This is a genomic window from Mastigocoleus testarum BC008, from assembly GCF_001456025.1.
Classification (GTDB): Bacteria; Cyanobacteriota; Cyanobacteriia; order Cyanobacteriales; family Nostocaceae; genus Mastigocoleus; species Mastigocoleus testarum.
Window position 1 is genome coordinate 1 of sequence record NZ_LMTZ01000150.1, and the last position, 20,069, is coordinate 20,069.

Sequence of the window (20,069 nt, forward strand, 5' to 3'; positions counted from 1 at the left end):
AAGGAAGCAGCTTTCCCCTGTTGGTCACCAATTTTTTCTTTTATTTGCAAAGATTTTTGGAAAAGTGCGATCGCATAATCCACCTTACCTTGTTGGGCGTAAATCCGTGCAAGTTGGTGCAAGGAAGCAGCTTTTCCCTGTTGGTCACCTATTTTTTCTTTTATTTGCAAAGATTGTTGGAAAAGTGCGATCGCATAATCCACCTTACCTTGTTGGGCGTAAATCCGTGCAAGTCGGTGTAAAGAAGCAGCTTTCCCCTGTTGGTCACCTATTTTTTCTTTTATGTCCAAAGATTGTTGGTGAAGAGCGATCGCTTCATTCACCTTACCTTGTTGTTGATAAATAATTGCAAGTTGGTGTAAGGAAGCAGCTTTCCCCTGTTGGTTACCTATTTTTTCTTTTATGTCCAAAGATTGTTGGTAAAGAGAAATCGCTTCATTCACCTTACCTTGTTGTTGGTAAATGATTGCTAAATGATGAAAAATGAATGCTGTTCCTCCTTCATCTTCCGACGGACAAAGTTTTTTAGCTTGCTGATAATTCTCTAATGCTTGTTCAACTTCACCCAATACAAGTTCACAATAAGCCATTTCCTTGAGAACGCGGTAATCTTTTGTTATTTCTAAGGTTGACTTACAAAACTCCACTGTTTCTCTGTAACGACTTTTTTGACACCAGTTATTTGCTAGATTAGATGCTAATTCACCAGCGATTTCCTTTTCTTTCCCCAGCAAAGCTAAGCGATGAATTTCTAATAATTGTTCTTCTGTGGAAGTTTCTCTACTTTTCCACCACAAACGATATAAAACCTGGGAAGCTGCTTTAAATGGGAAGCTGCTTTAAATATTTCGGGACTGATTTGTGATTGTTTGGGATTGCTTTCTTGCGCCGTAATGATAGTGGTGTCTGTTTCAATTACAGTTGCTTGGGGATTGCTATTTCCTTGCGGAAACGCTGCCCTAACCTGCGTTGCAATGACATCTTGGGGATTGTTTCCTACTGTCGCAATGACTGGTAACTTCAAAGGTAAAATTCTCGGTACTCGTAGCGACTGTTCAGGACTAACTTCCAACAATCCCAAGGCTACAGCTTTATCTATATAGTTATCTAAATCAGCAATATTTTCACAAACTACTTCCAAAGCTTCCCTAGGTACGGGTAACTCAAACACCAAACCCCGTTGTAAGATACCTCGCATGGTATCATCCATTTGTTGCAACAGTTGTTTCGCTAAAACTTGTTCGCGTAGTTCAACAGGATCTGTTTCCAGTCGATTTAAAATTTCTGCGACATCGACGTCTGATCGCAATAATACTTTATCTAACCATTCCAACAACCGGGGATTACCATCTGCTAACCGTTGCGCTTGCGCTTTTAATGTCTCATCTACCTGGGATTGTGCTTGATTATCCTGATTATTTTGATTAAAAGCAGTGAGACGACTAAGCTTTTTTCGCAAATCTGCACCCCGCATTCCTTCTAGGGGTTGTTTGTAGAAATCTTGCAAATGGCTTGATTCAAAATCATAACGACAGGTAATTATTATCCGGTGGGGTGCGTAAGTTTGATTAATCGCCCAAACTAAAGCTGATAATACCGCTTCTGCTTCCGTTTTCAGTATGTAGCTGTCGTTGCGGGGTTCTAAGTTGGTTTCAAAGTCATCTAAAACAAGTAAGAAAGGTTTATCCCCATTTTCTTGTAACCAAGCAAAAACCCTTTTTAAACGAAATTTTAATTCTTCATCTGGGTTTTGTAGGGTTTCTCGCAAATCTTTACTATCTAACTTCTCCGTTAAACGACGGACTAAACTTGTTTCGTCAATTCTTCCCACCCAAACAACGCGCTGAAAATTGGTTAAGCGATCGCATAACCTCGCGGCTAAACTGCTTTTTCCTAAACCACCCATTCCATGAATTAACACCCCAATTTCTTCTGCTGAGGGGTTCATTAAAATTCTCAAACAATTTTGTAACTGTCGTCGTCTTCCGACAAAACTTTCTCTAGTAGGTACTTTGACCTTACCCGCAGGATCTAAAAATTCGCTACTGAAGGAACGGGGTGGTGCTGGTTTTCTTCCCCTGGTTCGTAAAGGTGTAACCAAATTACCCGGTAAAGTATCCGCCACATATAAGCGTAATAAATGCCAGTCCCGTGCATTATTCTTAATTAAAGCCTGGTAAGTCAGCGCTAAAGCTTCAGTTAACAACTTTCCTGCAGATAATGCTTGATATAAAGCTGCAGCAGCAGAGGTCGCATCTGTATCTAAAACGCTTTGTCCCCAACCCAAAACACTTTTTGCACCTTGTTCCAGCAAAGATTGCGCCATTGAAGGTACAGTACCAAAATTCCCTGCTTGTCCGGTGCGACAACCAGAAAGGAAGATTAATTTGGGTAGCTGAAATTGTAATTCTGTAGCGATATCATCAGCAGTGGAATATACAGCCTCACCCGTGGGCGATTCTGTAATAAAAGCTGGTACTCCATCATCTATTGTTGCATGACCGGTGAGATGTAAAACATCAAAATACTGTTTATTATCTTCTTTCCCGTATTCTTTGCCATAATTTTCGACTAAAAATCCCAATTCTTCCAAACAACCACTTTCTTCCACCGTCAAAGTCAAAGGTTGTCGCGCTGTCACCTCCAGAATGTTTGCTTCTTCCCGCTCAAAATCCAATACCGGTTCCAAATTCAAAGGGGAAGTCGCCATAAATAACATTTGCAACGCCCGATTTTCTGGTTGTGGCTTGATAGATAATTGCTTCACCTCATCCGATGACACCCACCGCACCGGAATTATCCCAGGTTTTCTTTCGACCAGGAAGGACTTACCATCGTGCAGTAATTCCCAAGGTAAATGGGAGATGTTTCCCAAAGTACTAATGGCTAAAACAATCCCTTTACCCCGTTGTTTATTCAGCAATTGTTGAAAAAACCTATCATTCCCATCTAACCAATCAAATAATCTTTCGCCAGTTATTTGATGGTCTTCCGGCAAAACCGTGTAGTAATCGCGTTCTGCAATTTGAATTAAATCCGTAATCTCAGTTAAAGGAAGAGAACGACTTTGATAATCGTTGGGATTACCTTCAAAGTAACGTAATTCTACATAATTATCCTGAATTGGCTTGAGGTCAAGGTGAAGGACTTGCATAAATCCGGGAAATTAGGGATATCAAATATTATCTCCAATGTTAGCGAATGTAATTTCGGACATTTTTGAGATTATTCGGCTAGCAAATATCAGTTTATTTTGTTTATTCTGACAGGTTACTTTTCATCAAAAATTCCCGCCATTCCTCCCAATACTGACGCAAAGACTTACGTCGAGCGCGCATACGGCGAACACTATGTTAACGCTTCCGCTAACTGGGGAGCTTAGCAGGAGGTTTAATCTGGGGAGCTTAGGAGGGAGTTTAATCTGGGAGGCTAAGAGGGAGTTTTATCTGAGAGGTTAGGGTACAAGAGAAAAAGTATATAAGACTTAAAAACCTTGCATCTACAATTTTTTGGACTGCAAGAAATTTGAAAAAATAGGGGTAAAACTTTTCCTTATTACCTCCCCCCCACCAAAGGACTTTTTTAACAGCAAGCCCTAAATAATCATAATCAATTGCAGATATCTTGTAAAAATGATGTTAAAGTTCTAAAAAAAACAAGTAATATCACTATTCTAAAAAGTCTATTTAAACACAATTATGCGAAAATCCTTACAAAGCCTGAAAGCTTACATCCGTCATCTTCGCAAATCTGGAGAAAATCTTTTACATGGCTATCCTTTTTACTATGCAAACAAGCAAAATTATACAGAACTTTATAACTATCCATATCAATGGAGTGGGTTCACTACTCCCATCAAACAACGTTCTGGATCAGCCGATATAAACGAAAATCGTATCTATAATATGCAGCTAGCTGCAGATCAAATAAATGGATTGATTATCCAACCAAAGCAAATTTTCGGTTTTTGGAATCGCGTCCCTCGTCCCATAATAAAAAATGGTTTTCGTTCTGGACCCATGTTACTCAGAGGTAAACTAACTCATGATGTTGGTGGTGGGTTATGTCAGATTTCTACAACCCTATTTAATGCTTTACTTTGGGCTAATTTTCAAGTGCTAGAACGCTATAACCACAGCATTGATGCTCACGGAGAAAAACGCTTTTTTACCTTGGGTCAAGATGCAACTGTAGCTTATGGCTATAAAGATTTAATTGTAAGGAATTTGAGCGATATACCTTTAGTATTGCGTTTAGAAGTTTTTCCCGAAAAAGCCGAAGTTACAGCGAGCGTTTGGGGCACTGAATCTATACCATTTACTGTAAAAATTGAATCAAAAATATTACAAGAATTAACGCCTTTATCTCAAGGAATATCCGGTTGGGAAGTAGAAACTAAGCGTTTTGTACAGCAAAAAACCACATCCCAGTTCAAGAAAGAAAACGAAAAGAAAATTGATGCAGGCAGCAATACAAATATTGATATAAATACACAATGGGAAGTGAATTATAAAACCATTGATATTTATAAACCTTTTGAATCGGAAATTGAAAGTTAAGAGCGCCACGAGGGAGAATTCAAATTACTTTATAAGGATTTTGAAATATGTTTCCTGAAGGGTAGACTACTAGTAAATCGCAGCGGAAATAAAATACTAATTCATAAAAGGTCAAAGCTAGAAGAAACAGTATTTCTTACTGTTGACTTTTGTTAGCAAAACTATTTTAACTTTTGACTTCCGCATAGCGGTACTAGTACTAAGTTTTAGCTGATTATGCAAACCCTATCAGTGCGATCGCCAACCTTACTCGAATTCCTCTCAAAAGTACTCAAATCCCATTTTTTATCATCAGAAGCCCAAACAGCATTAATTATTCATTTAGTAGAAGCAAATTTATGTGGAATTGATTCCCACGGTTTACAGCAAATAATTGGTTACGATAAAAGTTTAAAAAGCGGACGAATTAACCCCAAACCACAAATCAAAATAATTTCCCAACGTCCTAGTTTGATTCGCATAGATGCAGATGCAGCACCAGGACAATATGCAGCTAAGTTTGCAATGGAAATGGCGATCGAAGCAGCAAGTAAAACAGGAATTGCAGTTGTTGGCGTTACTAACAGCAATCACTTTGGTGTCGCCGGATACTACACCCGCATGGCTACCGAAGCCGGAATGATTGGTTTTGCAACTACAGATACCAATGCTGTGGATTTAGCACCCTTTGGTGGAAAGGTCGCGAAGTTAGGTAATAACGCCATTTCTTGGGGTATTCCCACAGGTACAAATAAACCCGTAATTATCGATATGGCTGCAGGTGCGGTAAGTGGAGGAAAGGTAAAACATTTTGCTTACCAAGATTTAGAAATTCCTTTGGGATGGGGGATAACAGCAGAAGGTAAACCAACGAATAATCCCTGGGAAGTAGCAGTTAATATACCAGCTTCTTATAAAGGTTCCGGCTTAGCATTCATCTCAGATTTATTATGCGGACCCTTATTAGGAACTACAACTGCGATGTTTAAAAATAAAGCAATTCATGATGCAGCAAACGGTACTGGTCATTTATTGTGGGTACTAGATGTCGCAGCATGGACCGATAGAAAACAGTTTGAACAAGAAGTGCAAAAAGCAATCAGCTCTCTAAAAGCAACTCCACGAATCCAAGCAGAGGAACCGATTTATTATCCCGGTGAGTTAGAAGTAATTACCCGCGAAGAACGTTTACAAACAGGTATTCCCGTACCTTTAGTCCTAGTTGAAACCCTCACCACACATTTTGGTCAAAATATTATTTCAGAATATTTTAGGTAATAATTTTAAAGTTTGAACTTGAAATTCGAACTCAACGTTTTGTTAAAAAAGGATAATTAACAGCTTACAGCATCTTTTTGGCATCTAATTACTCAAAATCGTTTAGGATCGCTATAACAAAAGTTCTTAATTGTTTTTTTCGTAGACTTGGCATCAATCTGTTTTGGATATTGGGGGGTTCAGATAAATATGGCAGATATTTTCGGTACAAAAGATAACGATCTACTTTTTGGTACTCCAGAAGATGATTTCATCAATGCATTAGAGGGTAATGATGATGTCGTCAGTGCTGGTGATGGTAACGACACAGTTAAAGCTGGGAGTGGAGAGGATAACGTTTTCGGTGGAAGTGGTGACGATCGCATAGAAGGAGAAGGTGGAACTGATTTTATTAGAGGGGGAGATGGTAATGATTCTCTCTATGGTGGTGCTAAACCTGATATTTTAATTGGGGAAAATGGTAATGATGTTGTCAATGGGGGTAAGGGGAATGATTTATTGTTCGGTGATGTAGATGACGTCACGGGAATCGGAGATGATGTTCTCAGGGGTGGAGCAGGGGACGATAAAGTTAACGGTGGTCCAGGAAACGATCAAGTTTTCGGTGACAAGGGTAAAGATATTCTTAGTGGTAGCATGGGTAATGACTTGGTTAGTGGTGGTGCAAATGACGACCAAGTTTTCGGTGCAGCAGGGAACGATTTAGTTTTTGGCGATCGCGGTGACGACCGAGTTAATGGTGGTTCGGGTAATGATTTTGTCTCGGGTGGTGATGGTGACGACACTTTGAGTGGAACTACTACTTTAAGTCCCCAACCTGGTTTTGGTGAAATAGATGTATTGATTGGTAATGCTGGTAATGATGTCTTTGTGTTAGGACAACTATTACGAAATGCGATCGAGACTGTCTTCTATAATGACGGCGATCCTAATACTGCTGGAACTGACGATTATGCTGCGATCGCAGATTTCGAGCTTGAAGGGAAAACTAAAGACAAAATTCAACTAGTAGGGGAAGCAAGTAATTATTCCTTGGGTACATCTCCTGATAATTTACCACCCGGAACAGCAATATTTTTAAATGATGGTTCAACACCTGAGTTAATCGCAATTGTGGAAGGAGTTTCCCCTGAAGAACTTAATTTAGAAGATCCAAATCAATTTATATTTTGATTTTTGGATAAGGTTAATTAAGGGATATTAGCAAGTCTGCAGAGGGTTGCTATATATCAATATTGTAGCCTTTCTTTCCGGCATCACCTCAGGAATACATTTGTCGGGGATTGGCTTCAGTTTTCTATTCAACGCCAAGTATGATATGGCACTTTGCAATTAAAAATTAAATAAGATACAAAATCATATCCTCAAACTCTTTTGGTAAAGTTATTACTACCCATGTAAATGTATCTCATCAACCTGAAATGTGCTGTATAGCCCATAGAAGCACCAATTATGTTATGTGCGCTTAAATACCTATCGTATTTGTGAGGGCTAGTAACCCTCACGAATACTTCTAAATTTTTTTATCGTAGTCATACCGACTTCGTATATACTAAATTCATCATCTACCTAAAAAGTAACAGGGTAAGAGAGAGCACACACATGGCTAATTTAAATCTACGTCATCCGCAAAATACAAAAGGCGATTTTTACGTAGACACAACTTGTATAGACTGTGATACATGTCGCTGGATGGCTCCTGATATCTTTAATCGTACTGACGAACAATCCACAGTTTACAATCAACCGAATAGTGAACCAAAAAGATTGGGTGCACTACAAGCACTTTTAGCCTGTCCAACTAGTTCTATTGGTACTGTTGAGAAACCCCTAGATATTAAAGATGCTCAGTTAACTTTTCCAATTCTCGTTGCAGAAAATATTTATCATTGTGGTTACCATTCGGAAAAATCTTTTGGTGCTGCAAGTTATCTTATTCAAATGCCAGAAGGTAATATTTTAGTAGATTCCCCTCGGTTTGCACCTCCACTAGTCAAGCGTTTGGAACAGATGGGGGGAGTTAGCTATATGTACATGACTCACCGTGATGATGTTGCAGATCATGATAAATTTGCTTCACATTTTAACTGTCAACGCATTCTTCATGAAGACGAGATCTCCCATAATACTCGCGATGTGGAAATTAAACTCACAGGTTTGGAACCATTTCAACTCACACCTGAAGTTTTAATTATTCCCGTTCCCGGTCACACTAAGGGACATACAATATTACTTTATAAAAACAAGTTTCTTTTTACTGGCGATCATCTAGCATGGTCAGATTCCCTTAAACAACTAATTGCTTTCCGTCGCGCTTGTTGGTATTCTTGGTCGGAATTAGCCAAGTCTATGACTAAATTAACTCAGTACTCTTTTGAATGGGTTTTACCGGGACATGGTCGTCGCCACCATGCAGATTTTAATACTATGCAGCAACAACTACAAGAATGTATTGAGTGGATGAAAACTGTTTAAAAAATATCATAAGTCAGGAGACAGAATATGACCTGCGGTCACGCAATACCTATAGCTGCGCTAAGAGCGGTTAAGCCTTACGGCATTGCTGCGCTAACGTCGTCAGACGCGTGCATTCGTCTTTAGACGCGTCCAAACCGGTACGCTGTCGCTAGGCGCTAACAGGAGAGATTAGGTACCACTGTAGAAATGTAAACGTCCAAAACCAAGAAACTGACCGCGAGATTTTTCACCTACGGGAAACGCTGTGACTCCGAAAAGATAAATTCCTTCCGATGTAGGGTTTTGTCTTGCTTGTAGGTCAACTGTGATAGTTTTACCAGGTGCAACTGCTGGATCGAATACTAGTGATACTGTTTTTGCTTTTTTATCGCTAGTTATATCTTTGAGTTGCAGCCTCTTTCCTTTTTTTGAACGCGTCCCTTCAAAGACAAAACTCTTTTTGAGATTAAAGCGAATGTATTCTAAGCCTTTGCGTTGCTCAATTGTGATTTTTTGCAATGGTGTTCCAGCGTTCTCTGGTAGCTTAACAGTGAAATAATATGTTACTGCCCATTCCCTGATGTTATCATGGGTGGCAACTGCGTAAGTCAAACGCGGTGGTTGAGTAAAATATCTAACTTTTGGGGAAGTTGTAATTGTTGGAGTCGGAGACGGAGTAGGACTTATTGTTGAAACCGGGGTTGTTGAGCTAGGTTTTACATAGGTATTGTAGGTATTAATGGGAATTGCAAAAAAATCTGTTGTACCAGTTCTTGGATCCCTTATACCTCGTCCATTAATCCCCACTAATCGTCCTTTTGCATCCAGTACGGGACCACCACTCATCCCTGGCTTAATAATATTGGTATATATCCAACCATAGCCATCTTTTGCATTAGGTAAACGTACGGAAAGAGTTCCAGGTCGGGATTGGAAGCAACGTTGGGGACAAATAGCATCGGGATCTAACCAACCAGCAGCATAAACTGTTGTTCCTTCCGTTACCTTGCCAGAATCAGGGACCATATTCGCAGGTTGGTGATTTCGGTTGCTCTGAAATTGGAAAAAAGCTAAATCTACATTTGGTAAGCGTTTGATTTCGCTAGAGTTAATTCGGTAAGATGCCCCATTTTGGGTTTGGATCCTGTAAATTCCTGTGGTATCTACTACATGCCAATTAGTCAGGACAGTATAAGTGTTACCTTCCTTGTTAACTATTATTCCACTACCAGCTTCAGGACCGCTAATACGAACTGTAATTTTTTGAGCGATCGCATTAACTTCTGTTGGTTCTAATGCCACTACAAATCGATATGATTGCATTACATTGAACACAGCGAAGAGCATTGCAGGTAGTAGATAACCAAACTTCATATCTATCCTTAATGTAGCTTTTTTATTATAAGAATCAATTCTAACTGTATTGAATAATTTAACATTCCTACACTGAGACTAAGAGAAGTAAAGTCAAACTGGAATGTTTTCTTAAGAAGCTTCAAAGACGAGAAAACGTTTCTTTAAAGTAATCTATTTAGCAATTGCAAAAAACACCACTACACATCAATTCTTTGAATCTGTTCCCCGTTTCCTCTTCCCTGTCTTGGTCAGCATTTCCACCCTGTGGGGTGGCTAGGTTGGATGACGCCTGTTGGCGGCGCGGGATCTCGTGTTCGTTGTTTCCTTCTATAAACATTCGGCTTGCCGCGTTCTAAGTGTAGCAACATTAAAGGAAACCGGTGTATTACCATCAGATTATTACCATCAAAGGTCAATTAACGGTTATAGTGGTTATTTTCAGCATTAGTAGTTTTTGCAATTGCCACCTTAACCCTCAGAAATTACTAGGACAAGAAAAGTATAATATATTGCTATTTTGTGATTATGGAGAATCAATTATGAATAACACAATCTTGAAAAATTCTCCCGACATTGCAATTTTTCTACGTACCCTTAACGGTGGTGGAGCCGAACGAGTATGCTTAAATTTAGCTCAGTTTTTTTTACAACAAAATCTAAAAGTTGATATGGTCCTTGCAAGAGCAGAAGGTCCTCTTTTAAAGCAATTACCACCAGATATTCGACTTATAGACTTACAAGGTCAATCTAAGTTTAGCATTCCCTTAAAGTTAGCTAAATATCTGCGATTTGAAAAGCCTGCAAGCTTATTAGCTGCTTTACACTATCCTTGTGAAATAGCCATTCTAGCGAAGCATATTGCTAGGGTTTCAACGCGAATTATAGTATCAGAACGTAATACTATTTCTGTAGAAGCAAAACGTATTCCCAGACTATCAGTACGTTTGACACCCTTCGCAGCAAGACTTTTTTACCCTTTTGCGGATAATATTGTGGCTGTTTCTGAAGGAGTCGCTGAAGATTTAGCCAATGTTACCCACTTACCTCGGGAACGTATTGATTTAATTTATAATCCGGTTTTAACTTCTGAAACTTTTATAAGAGCCAAAGAAGCGGTTCATCACCCATGGTTTCAACCGGGAGAACCACCAGTTATTCTTGCTGTCGGAAGGTTAAAACCCCAAAAAGATTATCCGACTTTATTACGTGCATTTGCTCTAGTACGAAAAATGCGTCGTTGTCGGTTAGTAATTTTGGGAGATGGATCGGAAAAATATAATCTAAAAAATTTAATTTCTGAATTAGGCTTAGAAAAAGATGTTTACATGGAGGGTTTTGTAGATAATCCTTATGCTTACATGAGTAAGGCTAACGCATTTGTACTTTCTTCATTATGGGAAGGTTTAGGTAACGTATTAATTGAAGCTATGGCTTGTGGTTGTCCGGTAATTTCCACAGATTGTCCTAGCGGTCCCAAAGAGATTTTAGCGGGAGGTAAATACGGAGAATTAACCCCAGTTGGCGACCCTAAGGCTATGGCTGAGGCTATTTTAAAAGTACTTTCTGGAAATACAAAGCAAATAGATTCTGATTGGCTAAATCAATTTACTTTGGAATATAGTGCTGAAAAATATCTTAAGGTGTTAGGTATAAACTAATGATACTAGGTTAAACAAGATAAGGTTAATTCTCTTCTGTTATTCTGGGGAAATAAATACATGGAGCTTATTTTGAGTTCTAGATGTAACAATAGTTTTGGCGTTCGTACTAAGATTAATGCCATTTATACCCTATTATTGCGAAAACTTTGAAACACGAAGGTTGTAGATTATTATCTGCCGAAAGTGACAAAAGAGGATTAAGTACTTGGGAGTTGTTTATAAACAAAAAATAAAATTGCTGCAGTTATATCGGTGCGCTGCAGCAAATTTTGAATTATTACACGATTAAATCCTTATTTTGCCGTAACATACCCTACTTTATAATTTACTTATAAACATTCTCTTAAACAAAATTAATGTAGTATTCTTTTGAGAATAGATTGCGATCATAAAGTCAAAACAATTAGTAAATAGAATCGCTTTCGAGCACCAATATTGTTATATTAACTTCACAGTAACCAAGAAAGTTGGCGAAATACTGCAAAACGAATCAATCGACCCGGTACATTAGAACCTTGAATGACTTTGATTCTGAGAAAGCGTGCACTCAGTAATCTTGCAATACCTTTGAGGCGTGCTTTTAATCTAACTTTCATTAATTCTAATTTACCTTGATTCTTATCTAGGGCATATATTGGCATAAATGCTAATTTTCCATATAAAACATCTGCACGGTGGCTAGAACTGAGATTATTTTGTCGGTGTTCGGGATTGGGTATACCACCATGTTCCCCATAGTTGCGCCAAGGAATATAATTTTTTAGGTTCCGTTGACGAAGGAATTTATCGATCGTCGAATCCCAACTCGAATATTGATCGGTTCCATATTTTTGCTTAATTTCTGTAGCTAGTTCCAATAGATAAGTTGCAGCTTGGGGAGTAACAATATAAGCAACTGTAGAAACGGAAAAGCCTTGAGCATAACCCTCACAATCAATACTGTATACTTGGGAAGCACAGGTATAAATCCAACTAACTCCCACATCAGAATGCTCGGGATTAAAGGGTAAGGGTAGTTGACCCATACATGTGACGGGAACAAAATCTGCTTCAATAATCAAAGTCAATTTGGTCTGATTTTGTGCCTCTTCCCAAGCTCGACGATGATTCATCAAACACAGATAACTACGAGAATATTGTTCTAAATTCGGCAAAGGTTCTTGTCTGAGAATTTGATAATCAAAACCTTCTTTTTGCAAAGCTGCTTCTAGCTGTTCGGTGGGTTCTTTATTAGCAATGATAAAAACTTTTGCAACACGATCAAGCAAGCTATTGGAGGGGACAGGTGCTGAATTGATTGTCTGATGTTTGAAATAACTTATTTTCATAGAAGACTTAAAGCTAGCTAAATTTTTACTTCTGTAATAAATCTTTTATACTCGCTCTACTTCTTCAATCACAAGTCAGGGAAATACTGATTTTGAGGCAAACGCTTTCAGTAGAAAGGGAAAAAATGGGGGTATATCAAATTTAAAGATGCTAGCTATTTACTATATCTTCCAATCATCTATAAATTATCTATTATTTCATCACATTAATAACGAAGACAGACTAATTGTGACGGAATTAATTTCTTACTATAACCCCGTATAAAGCTTATAAAGTATCTCTTTGGAAAAAATATAAATTATGTGGACCGCATAAATTCAATAACCGTATAAACGTTGATGCTATGTGGTAACAATTATAGCAATATACTGAACGAATGAAAATAAGTAAAACTAAAACAGGAAGACCGCGCTAAAAAAATAAAAAATAAAATTGATAGATTTATTTGATTATATTTGGTTTGATTATCATAATTTTTCCACACAATTATCAGAAATTTTTAAACATTTACTGTATATATTAAATGTCAATTCAATATAAACTCAATATTAAACATATATTAACAGCTTAGTATTTCGTTTAAAAAATTATTGAGATTGTGAATTGTTTGTAGAATTTCGTGACATCAGCTCGACAGAGTCTGTCTGTAATTTTATACTTACATAAAAACACGGTAGTAGGAGTACTATTATTGCTCAGATTTAATTAACAAGCTAGTCAACAAACTCCCTAAAATAAAGTATAAAAAAAAACAGAATAATATTCATATCCTGAAAACTGCGTAAGCATATTTATGTTAGGAGCAAGTCTGGTAGGGGAAATACTTCAAGGACATTACCAAGTTACAAAAAAACTAGGTGAAGGTGGTTTTGGGGAAACCTATTTAGCTGTAGATACCTCAAGATTCAATCGACCTTGTGTTGTTAAAAGACTAAAACCCCAGAATCAATCAACCTTTAAATGGGTGCAACAAGCCTTTGAGAAAGAAGCAAAAACTTTAGAAATACTAGGAAAACATTCCCAAATCCCCGAACTTTTAGCTTATTTTCAAGAACAGCAAGAATTTTTTCTCGTCCAAGAATTTGTTGACGCCGATGACTTGCGAAAAAAAATAGTTCGCGGTCAGAAATGGTCTGAGAATCAAGTTATTTTTTTATTACAGAAAATATTAGAAATACTAGCTTTTGTACATCAACACGGAGTTATCCATCGCGATTTAAAGCCAGAAAACATATTATTTTATCAAAATAACCAAGTAGTAATAATTGATTTTGGCGCTGTTAAACAAGTAAGCACAAAAGTTTTTAATACTCAAGGGATGATAACATCTACAACAGCAGTTGTAGGTACTCAAGGATATATGCCAGTCGAGCAACTACGGGGACATCCAATGTTGTGCAGTGATGTTTATGCCGTAGGAATGATTGGTATTGAAGCACTGACAGGTACATATCCTTTGGAATTAGATATTGATACCAACACATTAGAAGTTGTTTGGCGTCATTTAGTTCAAGTAAGAAGCGATCTAGCGGATGTTTTGGATCGCATGATTAGCTATCATCCGAATCAGCGATATAATTCAGCATCAGCTGCATTACAAGCAGTTCAAGAATTAACAAAGACAGTTTATCCAGGAACACCTCAAGTACCAAATGTTACGAATGTTAACTCTACTGTACCCCCAACTTCATCATCACAAGCAAAATCAGTACCATCACGACAACCAACACCAACCCCAACACCATCTTTAAAACAGCAACCCGCACAAAATTTATCCAGTAATACTTCATCTAGTACTGGTTCATCTAGTACTGGTTCATCTAGTAATAGCTCGTTTAGTAATTCGTCAAGCAATTCATGTAATAATTCATTTAATAATTTACCTGTTCCTATTAAGTATGCGGGTATTTCGAGAAGAGTAGTTGCCGACATTATAGACAAAACAATTTTAATTGTTAGTGCTTTAATATTTGACTTAATTACCAGTGGAATTGACAATAATGAGGGATTTTGGCTGAGGTTTTTAGCTGAATATATAATTTTGGGCTTTATATATTCTTTAGTAATGGAAAGTTCTCCCACCCAAGGAACCTTAGGGAAAATGTTATTGGGGATTGCTGTTACTGATATCAATGGAAATCGAATTACATTCGAACAAGCTGCCAAAAGATATATCAGTAAATCTCTTTCATATTTAACTGCTTGCTTTGGTTTTTTTATGGCAGGAGTTACAGATAAAAAACAAACCCTGCACGATAAAATTTCTAATTCTTTAGTTATTAGAAAATAGTAAAATGTCTATTACAAATAATTATGCTGGCTTTTGGAAAAGATTTGTCGCAGTTTTAGTTGATGGTATTATTCTACTAATATTGCAATTCATTGTTGCTTTTGGTGTACCGCCGACCTGGGGTAATTCTAACAATGGTTGGGATAACCCAAAAGTAATTGCTTATAACATTTTTACACTTGTAGTTGGCTGGATGTACTTTGCAATTATGGAAAGTTCTCCCTTGCAGGCTACATTTGGTAAAAAAATCTTAGGAATAATGGTTACTGATGCCCAAGGTAATAAAATTTCTTTTGGTAAAGCTACTGCAAGGTATTTTGGTAAATCTTTTTCGATTCTAATTTGGCTTGCTGCTGGCTTAGTAGCATTAATGGCTCAAAATATCGGGGGAGGAGAATCGCCTTACCAATATTTAGCACTCTTATTATTTTTAATTGGAGCAGGAGTTTTCTTTTTTGGCTATTTAATGGCGGCTTTTACTCCAGAAAAACAAGCGCTTCATGACATTATTGCAAGATGTTTAGTTGTTAAAGGTCAAGACCAAAACGTTAAAATTCCTTGGAAACCATTAGTTGGATTACTTGTTGGTGCGATCGCAGCAGGAAGAGTTGTATCGCAAATACCACAAAAGAGTTTTACAGCAAATTCTAATGTTAATCGTCGTAGCACAAATAGAGTTAACACCCAAAGCACTTCTTCAGAACCGCAAAATAGAAGTAATTCAATTAGAGCAAATAACGGTGTTTTTGCTTCTAACAGTCGTAAAGCTAATATCTGTGGTTCTCAGGAACTATTGATCGATCCGGGGAGAAACAATATAGATGGAAATTGGCGACTGCAATGGACCGGTGGTACTGCTCTTTATGTCGCGACACTACAAATGCAAGGACGTAGGGGAAACATGTTAGTTAAATTTCCCGATGGTAGAGGAGGTAGTAATACTGTTCGGCAGAATATGCAATTGTATACTTCTTCACACGGATTAATTTTACTTGGTTCCAATCCAATTAATACAAAAACTGGCTCGCGCTTTGCTACTTATTTCCCAGATAATTTTTTGATTAGAACAGAACTTGATGGTTCTTTAACCGTTATTAATTGCGACAATGGCGGTAATCGCTCTCCTGTCAGACTCACAGCATTAAATAATATTCCCAGAAACTTCCAAAACTCAATTCCTCCCTCAAGAAGTTCACAAGCATATAATTCTCGACTAAGAAGTTCTCGGCTGAGAAATTTTCGTTCTAGATCTCAAACTAGAAATTCTCAACTTAGAAACTGGTATTCCTATACTTCAGGTGATGGTAGCTATACTGTTAAATTTCCTCGACGTCCAAAGCAACAACGTCGCTCTAATAACAAAGGACAAGATTACGTCTTGGTAACCTATGAAGACAGAGCAACAGGTCGGGGATATTTCACTTCAAGTATTAAATATTCTGGTAGTTCCTCCAGATCTAATGTTAACCGATACTTAAATAGGGCAACTAGTATTATTGCTAAAAGTACCAATTCTAAAATTATTAGACAAAAGAGAATTAGTGATAATGGATACCCTGGAAAAGAAATAATTATGCGGGGTAATAATGGATTTGCTTATAGGGCGAAGATATTAATCGACCCGAGAAAAAGAACTTTATATCAAGCTTTTGTAGTATCTAAATATGGCAAGATATATTTTCCTGAAGCTAGAGGTTTTTTGAAATCTTTTATTATTTCAGAGCAGGTTTGATTTGGGGATTGGAGATTAGGTAATGGGTAATGGGTAATAGGTAATGGGTAATGGGAATAGATAATTGGCAATAATTTGATTGTTAAATTGGATTCGAGCCGAGCCTACTTCAATTAAGCATATTTTAATTAACCACAATTCAATTAACCATGACCTGGGATGGTGCGCGTCGCCATAGTTCGTACAGTCGGTTTGCTGGCATTGTTAAATATAATGTATCTCCACCACTCAGGGAAGTTTCTAATAGATCCCAACCATGAATTGTTTGATGGTTAGTTTCCAGATACAAGGGAACAAAATCAGCACTCATTGCTGCATCTCTGACTTTTTGTCCACAAAAAGGGTGGGAGGGTGTAATTAAAGTAGAAAATGCTACCCAAAGGCTATCAGCAGTAATTCCATTACCAATAATTCGTCCGCCAAGAGCAGCTGCTGCAAAAGCTGGAGCGGCTAGTTCTGCTGGGCTAAGAACAGCTTCAAAGTCAAACACTTCCTGCGCCATCCGAGCAAAGTCTGGATCGGCATAATGGACGATTACGGGTATTCTAGGTGACAGACCCTTAGCTTTCAAGGCAATTTCAACATTAGTTGCATCGTTACCCGTAACAGCAAGTAGTCCAGCAGCATCTTCGATATTACTCGACTTGAGAGTTTCAGGAAAACTAGCATCAGCCTGAATTATGGGAATACCAAGCCTACGGGCTGTATTAACAAAGCGATTATTGATGTTTGGTTCAATAACTACTACTTCATGTCCCCTAGCATTTAATTGTTGAACGATTTTGATCCCAATACCACCCAAACCGCAAACAATATAATGATTTTGACGGGGTACTCTAGCCGCATCCCAAAACTGTTTGAATCGAGTTCCTAAAATAAATTCATTGAGCAAAGCATACCAAATACCAAAGGCTGCTGCTCCAATCAACATCATTATTACAGTAAATATTTTGATACTATTGGGAGCTTGTTCTACAACTTTTTCACTACCACCAGCACCGGTAATCATACCTACAGAAAAATATAAAGCATCAACTATAGAAATATTTAGTTCGGCAGAAACATAAGTAAGAGTAGCAATGGTAATAATAACCATTAACACGATCGCAGCTATAACTACCGATTGAGCATGGTATTGAAACTGCCGCAGATTAGTCAATACTTTAAGTAACTTGGTAATTAATGATTTGCGGGTTGGACGAATACGGGGTTGGGTACCAACAATTAGGCGATCGCCCTCATTTAATTGCTGTCCGGAAGTAACCGCTGAAACCAAATCTATCTCACCTTGAACGGGGAGATAATAAATTAGCATCCGGGAACGGTCTTCCCATAATTCATTTAATTTTTTGCCCAACCAAGGATGATATCTATGAATATATTCTTCATGAATCGGCCAAGTTTGATTAAATAATTTTAATTGTCCAATTAATTGATTGCCCAAAGCTGCAAAAGTAAATACAGGTGCAGCTAAACCAGCAACACTCATGGTCAAATGATTGGGTAATGTTTGATCCAAACGCGAACCCAAACTAGTATTAAAAAAGCGATTAATAATCCGGATGCGGGGATTAAGCACTCGCGCTTGCATCACAATCCATAAATTCAATGCATCGTCTTCACCAGCAATTACTAAAGTATTCGCCTTTTCGATTTCTGCAGCTTTTAGGGTACTAGCTGCATGTAAATCGCCGATAATCACATCTCCAGCACATTCTCCTGCAATTGGTTTGTGATGTATACCGACAACTAATGCTCCTTGCTGTCTAAGCAATCGAAAGACTTTATATCCAGTACGTCCTAAGCTACAGACAATAATTCTAGGTTTCATGAAACGGCTGCATGATTTACATCGATCGGACGCATTTGTGAAATCCCTACAGTTATAATCGCAATCCCTATTTTTGACAGGTAAATTATGATTTGAAATGATGCGGCTCCCGATATTATTAGTTAAATTAGCTTACTGTTTTAGGAGTTTATTCTTAAGTCAAAAATTGATTATGTACTAGGTCATAGACAATCTTGAATAAGAATGAGCCTATGGGATATGTATTCACAATTTTGCCGATTTCAGAGTTATTTAACTGTAGCTGAGGGTACGATTATTTCAAAACAATTAAACTTTTAAGCTGAAGTTCAAGCAGATGGTAAATATTGTCTAATCTTATTGCTAATGAATGTTTATCAGACACTTGAAAATGATTTTGATTTGATGAAATAATAACAGTTTTTTGGTAATTGGTATACGCCCGCACTGCTAACGCAGTGTTAGCATTTGCCTTAGGAATGGTTTAATGCTGGATGTAGGCTGAAAAGGTTGAAATTGCTCTACATCCATTGCTTTACCTAATTTGATAGATCTAGTTGATTATTTAACGGTCCTCGATAATTAGAAAGTGACACAAGAGAGAGATACCTACAATATAAACTTGTTACTACCTACCAATCTTTTAAATATTTGGCATTTTTGATGGATCGGGTAGTGCAACTTTTTTAGCTAAACCTAAAGTCTTTAATAACCCGATCGCCCACCAAGTCATGTCAATTTCCCACCAACGCAAGCCAGATTTAGCTAAGTGAGGAAAAGTATGGTGATTGTTATGCCATCCTTCTCCATAGGTAACAACAGATACCCACCAACAGTTACGAGCGTTATCATCATGATTAAAGGTGCGATAGCCCCACATATGTGTAGCAGAATTAACTAACCAGGTGGAATGCCAAAGTAAAACTGACCGAACAAAAATTCCATAGACAACAAAAGACCAACCACCTAAAACATATAGTAAGAGTCCTAAAGGAATTTGTAAAAATAAAAAGTAGCGATTTAGCCAACGATAGAATCCTTGTCGTGCTAGATCGGGAGCATAATTCTTATATATTTGGTAGTCAAAAAACTCTGGACGAGGGGACAAAATCCATTGCATATGACTCCACCAAAATCCTCTTTTTGCAGAGTAAGGATCTTTATCCAGATCTTCAGTATGAGCGTGATGTTGACGATGTCCCCCAACCCAGAAAATTGGTCCTCCTTGGAGGGACAGTGCTCCCAAAGTTGCAATTATATATTCTAGCCATTTGGGAACTTGAAAACTACGATGACTTAACAAACGGTGATAACCCAAGCAAATACCAATACTCCCTAATAGCCAGTGGAGAAATAGAGTTAGACCTAATGCAGACCAAGAAAAAAACCAAGGAGCCAATAGTGCTAGCAGGTGAAATGTAGCAAAAAATGCTACGTTTACCCGATTAATTGCAGCATAATTACTGCCACTAGAGGCGATCGCCAATTTTGTGTTCATAAAAAATCCTATGAATAGATAGGTGAAAACTTAAGATTTAACTAGGGAGAGGTTTTCTCTCTATACTTCAAAACAAATACTTCAAAACAACAAACTGTCAAACCAACAGATTACTGAAAC

13 protein-coding genes are annotated in these 20,069 nt (G+C 37.7%); 7 read left to right on the plus strand and 6 right to left on the minus strand.

Annotated elements, in window-relative coordinates; genetic code table 11:
* Window positions 1-797: tetratricopeptide repeat protein (locus tag BC008_RS40100; protein ID WP_153009744.1), on the minus strand; the 797-nt coding region annotated here is incomplete at its 3' end.
* Complete coding sequence (locus BC008_RS40105; RefSeq protein ID WP_082650651.1) at window positions 752-3,154, minus strand: CHAT domain-containing protein; 2,403 nt, start codon at window positions 3,152-3,154, stop codon at window positions 752-754. The genes BC008_RS40100 and BC008_RS40105, both read right to left, overlap by 46 nt.
* A gap of 544 nt (window positions 3,155-3,698) precedes the next feature.
* Here BC008_RS40105 and BC008_RS40110 point away from each other — a divergent pair.
* The 4 genes from BC008_RS40110 (at window position 3,699) to BC008_RS40125 (ending at window position 8,291) form a co-directional block, all read left to right on the plus strand.
* Entirely contained in the window at window positions 3,699-4,559 is an 861-nt protein-coding gene (locus BC008_RS40110) for a VanW family protein (protein WP_072207779.1), read from the plus strand.
* 216 nt (window positions 4,560-4,775) lie between these two features.
* On the plus strand, window positions 4,776-5,816 hold the full coding sequence (locus BC008_RS40115; RefSeq protein WP_036266062.1) for an Ldh family oxidoreductase: 1,041 nt from the start codon (window positions 4,776-4,778) through the stop codon (window positions 5,814-5,816).
* A 189-nt stretch (window positions 5,817-6,005) separates the two neighbouring features.
* Window positions 6,006-6,989 carry a calcium-binding protein gene (locus BC008_RS48990; RefSeq protein ID WP_058184083.1) on the plus strand — a complete coding sequence of 328 codons (984 nt, stop codon included), beginning with the start codon at window positions 6,006-6,008 and terminating at the stop codon, window positions 6,987-6,989.
* A 429-nt stretch (window positions 6,990-7,418) separates the two neighbouring features.
* Complete coding sequence (locus tag BC008_RS40125; protein WP_027844163.1) at window positions 7,419-8,291, plus strand: MBL fold metallo-hydrolase; 873 nt, start codon at window positions 7,419-7,421, stop codon at window positions 8,289-8,291.
* Between the two features lie 171 nt (window positions 8,292-8,462).
* On the opposite strand, the gene BC008_RS51900 is transcribed toward BC008_RS40125, so the two are convergent.
* Window positions 8,463-9,647: a DUF2808 domain-containing protein gene (locus tag BC008_RS51900; RefSeq protein ID WP_058184082.1), complete on the minus strand. Its 1,185-nt coding sequence runs from the start codon at window positions 9,645-9,647 to the stop codon at window positions 8,463-8,465.
* Between the two features lie 521 nt (window positions 9,648-10,168).
* On the opposite strand from BC008_RS51900, the gene BC008_RS40135 reads away from it, so the two are divergent.
* Window positions 10,169-11,287 carry a glycosyltransferase gene (locus BC008_RS40135; RefSeq protein WP_036266065.1) on the plus strand — a complete coding sequence of 373 codons (1,119 nt, stop codon included), beginning with the start codon at window positions 10,169-10,171 and terminating at the stop codon, window positions 11,285-11,287.
* A gap of 452 nt (window positions 11,288-11,739) precedes the next feature.
* Here BC008_RS40135 and BC008_RS40140 read toward each other — a convergent pair whose 3' ends face one another.
* Window positions 11,740-12,618, minus strand: coding sequence for a hypothetical protein (locus tag BC008_RS40140; protein WP_058184081.1), 879 nt, complete (start codon window positions 12,616-12,618; stop codon window positions 11,740-11,742).
* Between the two features lie 794 nt (window positions 12,619-13,412).
* On the opposite strand from BC008_RS40140, the gene BC008_RS51905 reads away from it, so the two are divergent.
* Both BC008_RS51905 and BC008_RS40150 read left to right on the plus strand, forming a co-directional pair.
* The gene (locus tag BC008_RS51905) at window positions 13,413-14,909 is read left to right on the plus strand and encodes a protein kinase domain-containing protein (RefSeq protein WP_027844166.1); all 1,497 of its coding nucleotides are present in this window, start codon (window positions 13,413-13,415) and stop codon (window positions 14,907-14,909) included.
* Window positions 14,910-14,913: 4 nt separating this feature from the next.
* Window positions 14,914-16,641: an RDD family protein gene (locus tag BC008_RS40150; protein ID WP_058184080.1), complete on the plus strand. Its 1,728-nt coding sequence runs from the start codon at window positions 14,914-14,916 to the stop codon at window positions 16,639-16,641.
* A 139-nt stretch (window positions 16,642-16,780) separates the two neighbouring features.
* Here the strand turns inward: BC008_RS40150 and BC008_RS40155 are convergent, their stop codons facing one another.
* Window positions 16,781-18,472 (minus strand): NAD-binding protein, encoded by a 1,692-nt coding sequence (locus BC008_RS40155; RefSeq protein ID WP_027844167.1) that lies wholly within the window; start codon window positions 18,470-18,472, stop codon window positions 16,781-16,783.
* Window positions 18,473-19,094: 622 nt separating this feature from the next.
* Window positions 19,095-19,949, minus strand: a complete 855-nt coding sequence (locus tag BC008_RS40160; RefSeq protein WP_058184079.1) for an acyl-CoA desaturase — start codon at window positions 19,947-19,949, stop codon at window positions 19,095-19,097.
* Window positions 19,950-20,069: the final 120 nt, after the last annotated feature.

What these genes read in the sequence shown, in the direction of transcription:
- BC008_RS40105 (WP_082650651.1), bottom strand. Translation starts at nt 3,154, where the DNA reads ATGCAAGTCCTTCACCTTGACCTCAAGCCAATTCAGGATAATTATGTA.
- BC008_RS40110 (WP_072207779.1), top strand. Translation starts at nt 3,699, where the DNA reads ATGCGAAAATCCTTACAAAGCCTGAAAGCTTACATCCGTCATCTTCGC.
- BC008_RS40115 (WP_036266062.1), top strand. Translation starts at nt 4,776, where the DNA reads ATGCAAACCCTATCAGTGCGATCGCCAACCTTACTCGAATTCCTCTCA.
- BC008_RS48990 (WP_058184083.1), top strand. Translation starts at nt 6,006, where the DNA reads ATGGCAGATATTTTCGGTACAAAAGATAACGATCTACTTTTTGGTACT.
- BC008_RS40125 (WP_027844163.1), top strand. Translation starts at nt 7,419, where the DNA reads ATGGCTAATTTAAATCTACGTCATCCGCAAAATACAAAAGGCGATTTT.
- BC008_RS51900 (WP_058184082.1), bottom strand. Translation starts at nt 9,647, where the DNA reads ATGAAGTTTGGTTATCTACTACCTGCAATGCTCTTCGCTGTGTTCAAT.
- BC008_RS40135 (WP_036266065.1), top strand. Translation starts at nt 10,169, where the DNA reads ATGAATAACACAATCTTGAAAAATTCTCCCGACATTGCAATTTTTCTA.
- BC008_RS40140 (WP_058184081.1), bottom strand. Translation starts at nt 12,618, where the DNA reads ATGAAAATAAGTTATTTCAAACATCAGACAATCAATTCAGCACCTGTC.
- BC008_RS51905 (WP_027844166.1), top strand. Translation starts at nt 13,413, where the DNA reads ATGTTAGGAGCAAGTCTGGTAGGGGAAATACTTCAAGGACATTACCAA.
- BC008_RS40150 (WP_058184080.1), top strand. Translation starts at nt 14,914, where the DNA reads ATGTCTATTACAAATAATTATGCTGGCTTTTGGAAAAGATTTGTCGCA.
- BC008_RS40155 (WP_027844167.1), bottom strand. Translation starts at nt 18,472, where the DNA reads ATGAAACCTAGAATTATTGTCTGTAGCTTAGGACGTACTGGATATAAA.
- BC008_RS40160 (WP_058184079.1), bottom strand. Translation starts at nt 19,949, where the DNA reads ATGAACACAAAATTGGCGATCGCCTCTAGTGGCAGTAATTATGCTGCA.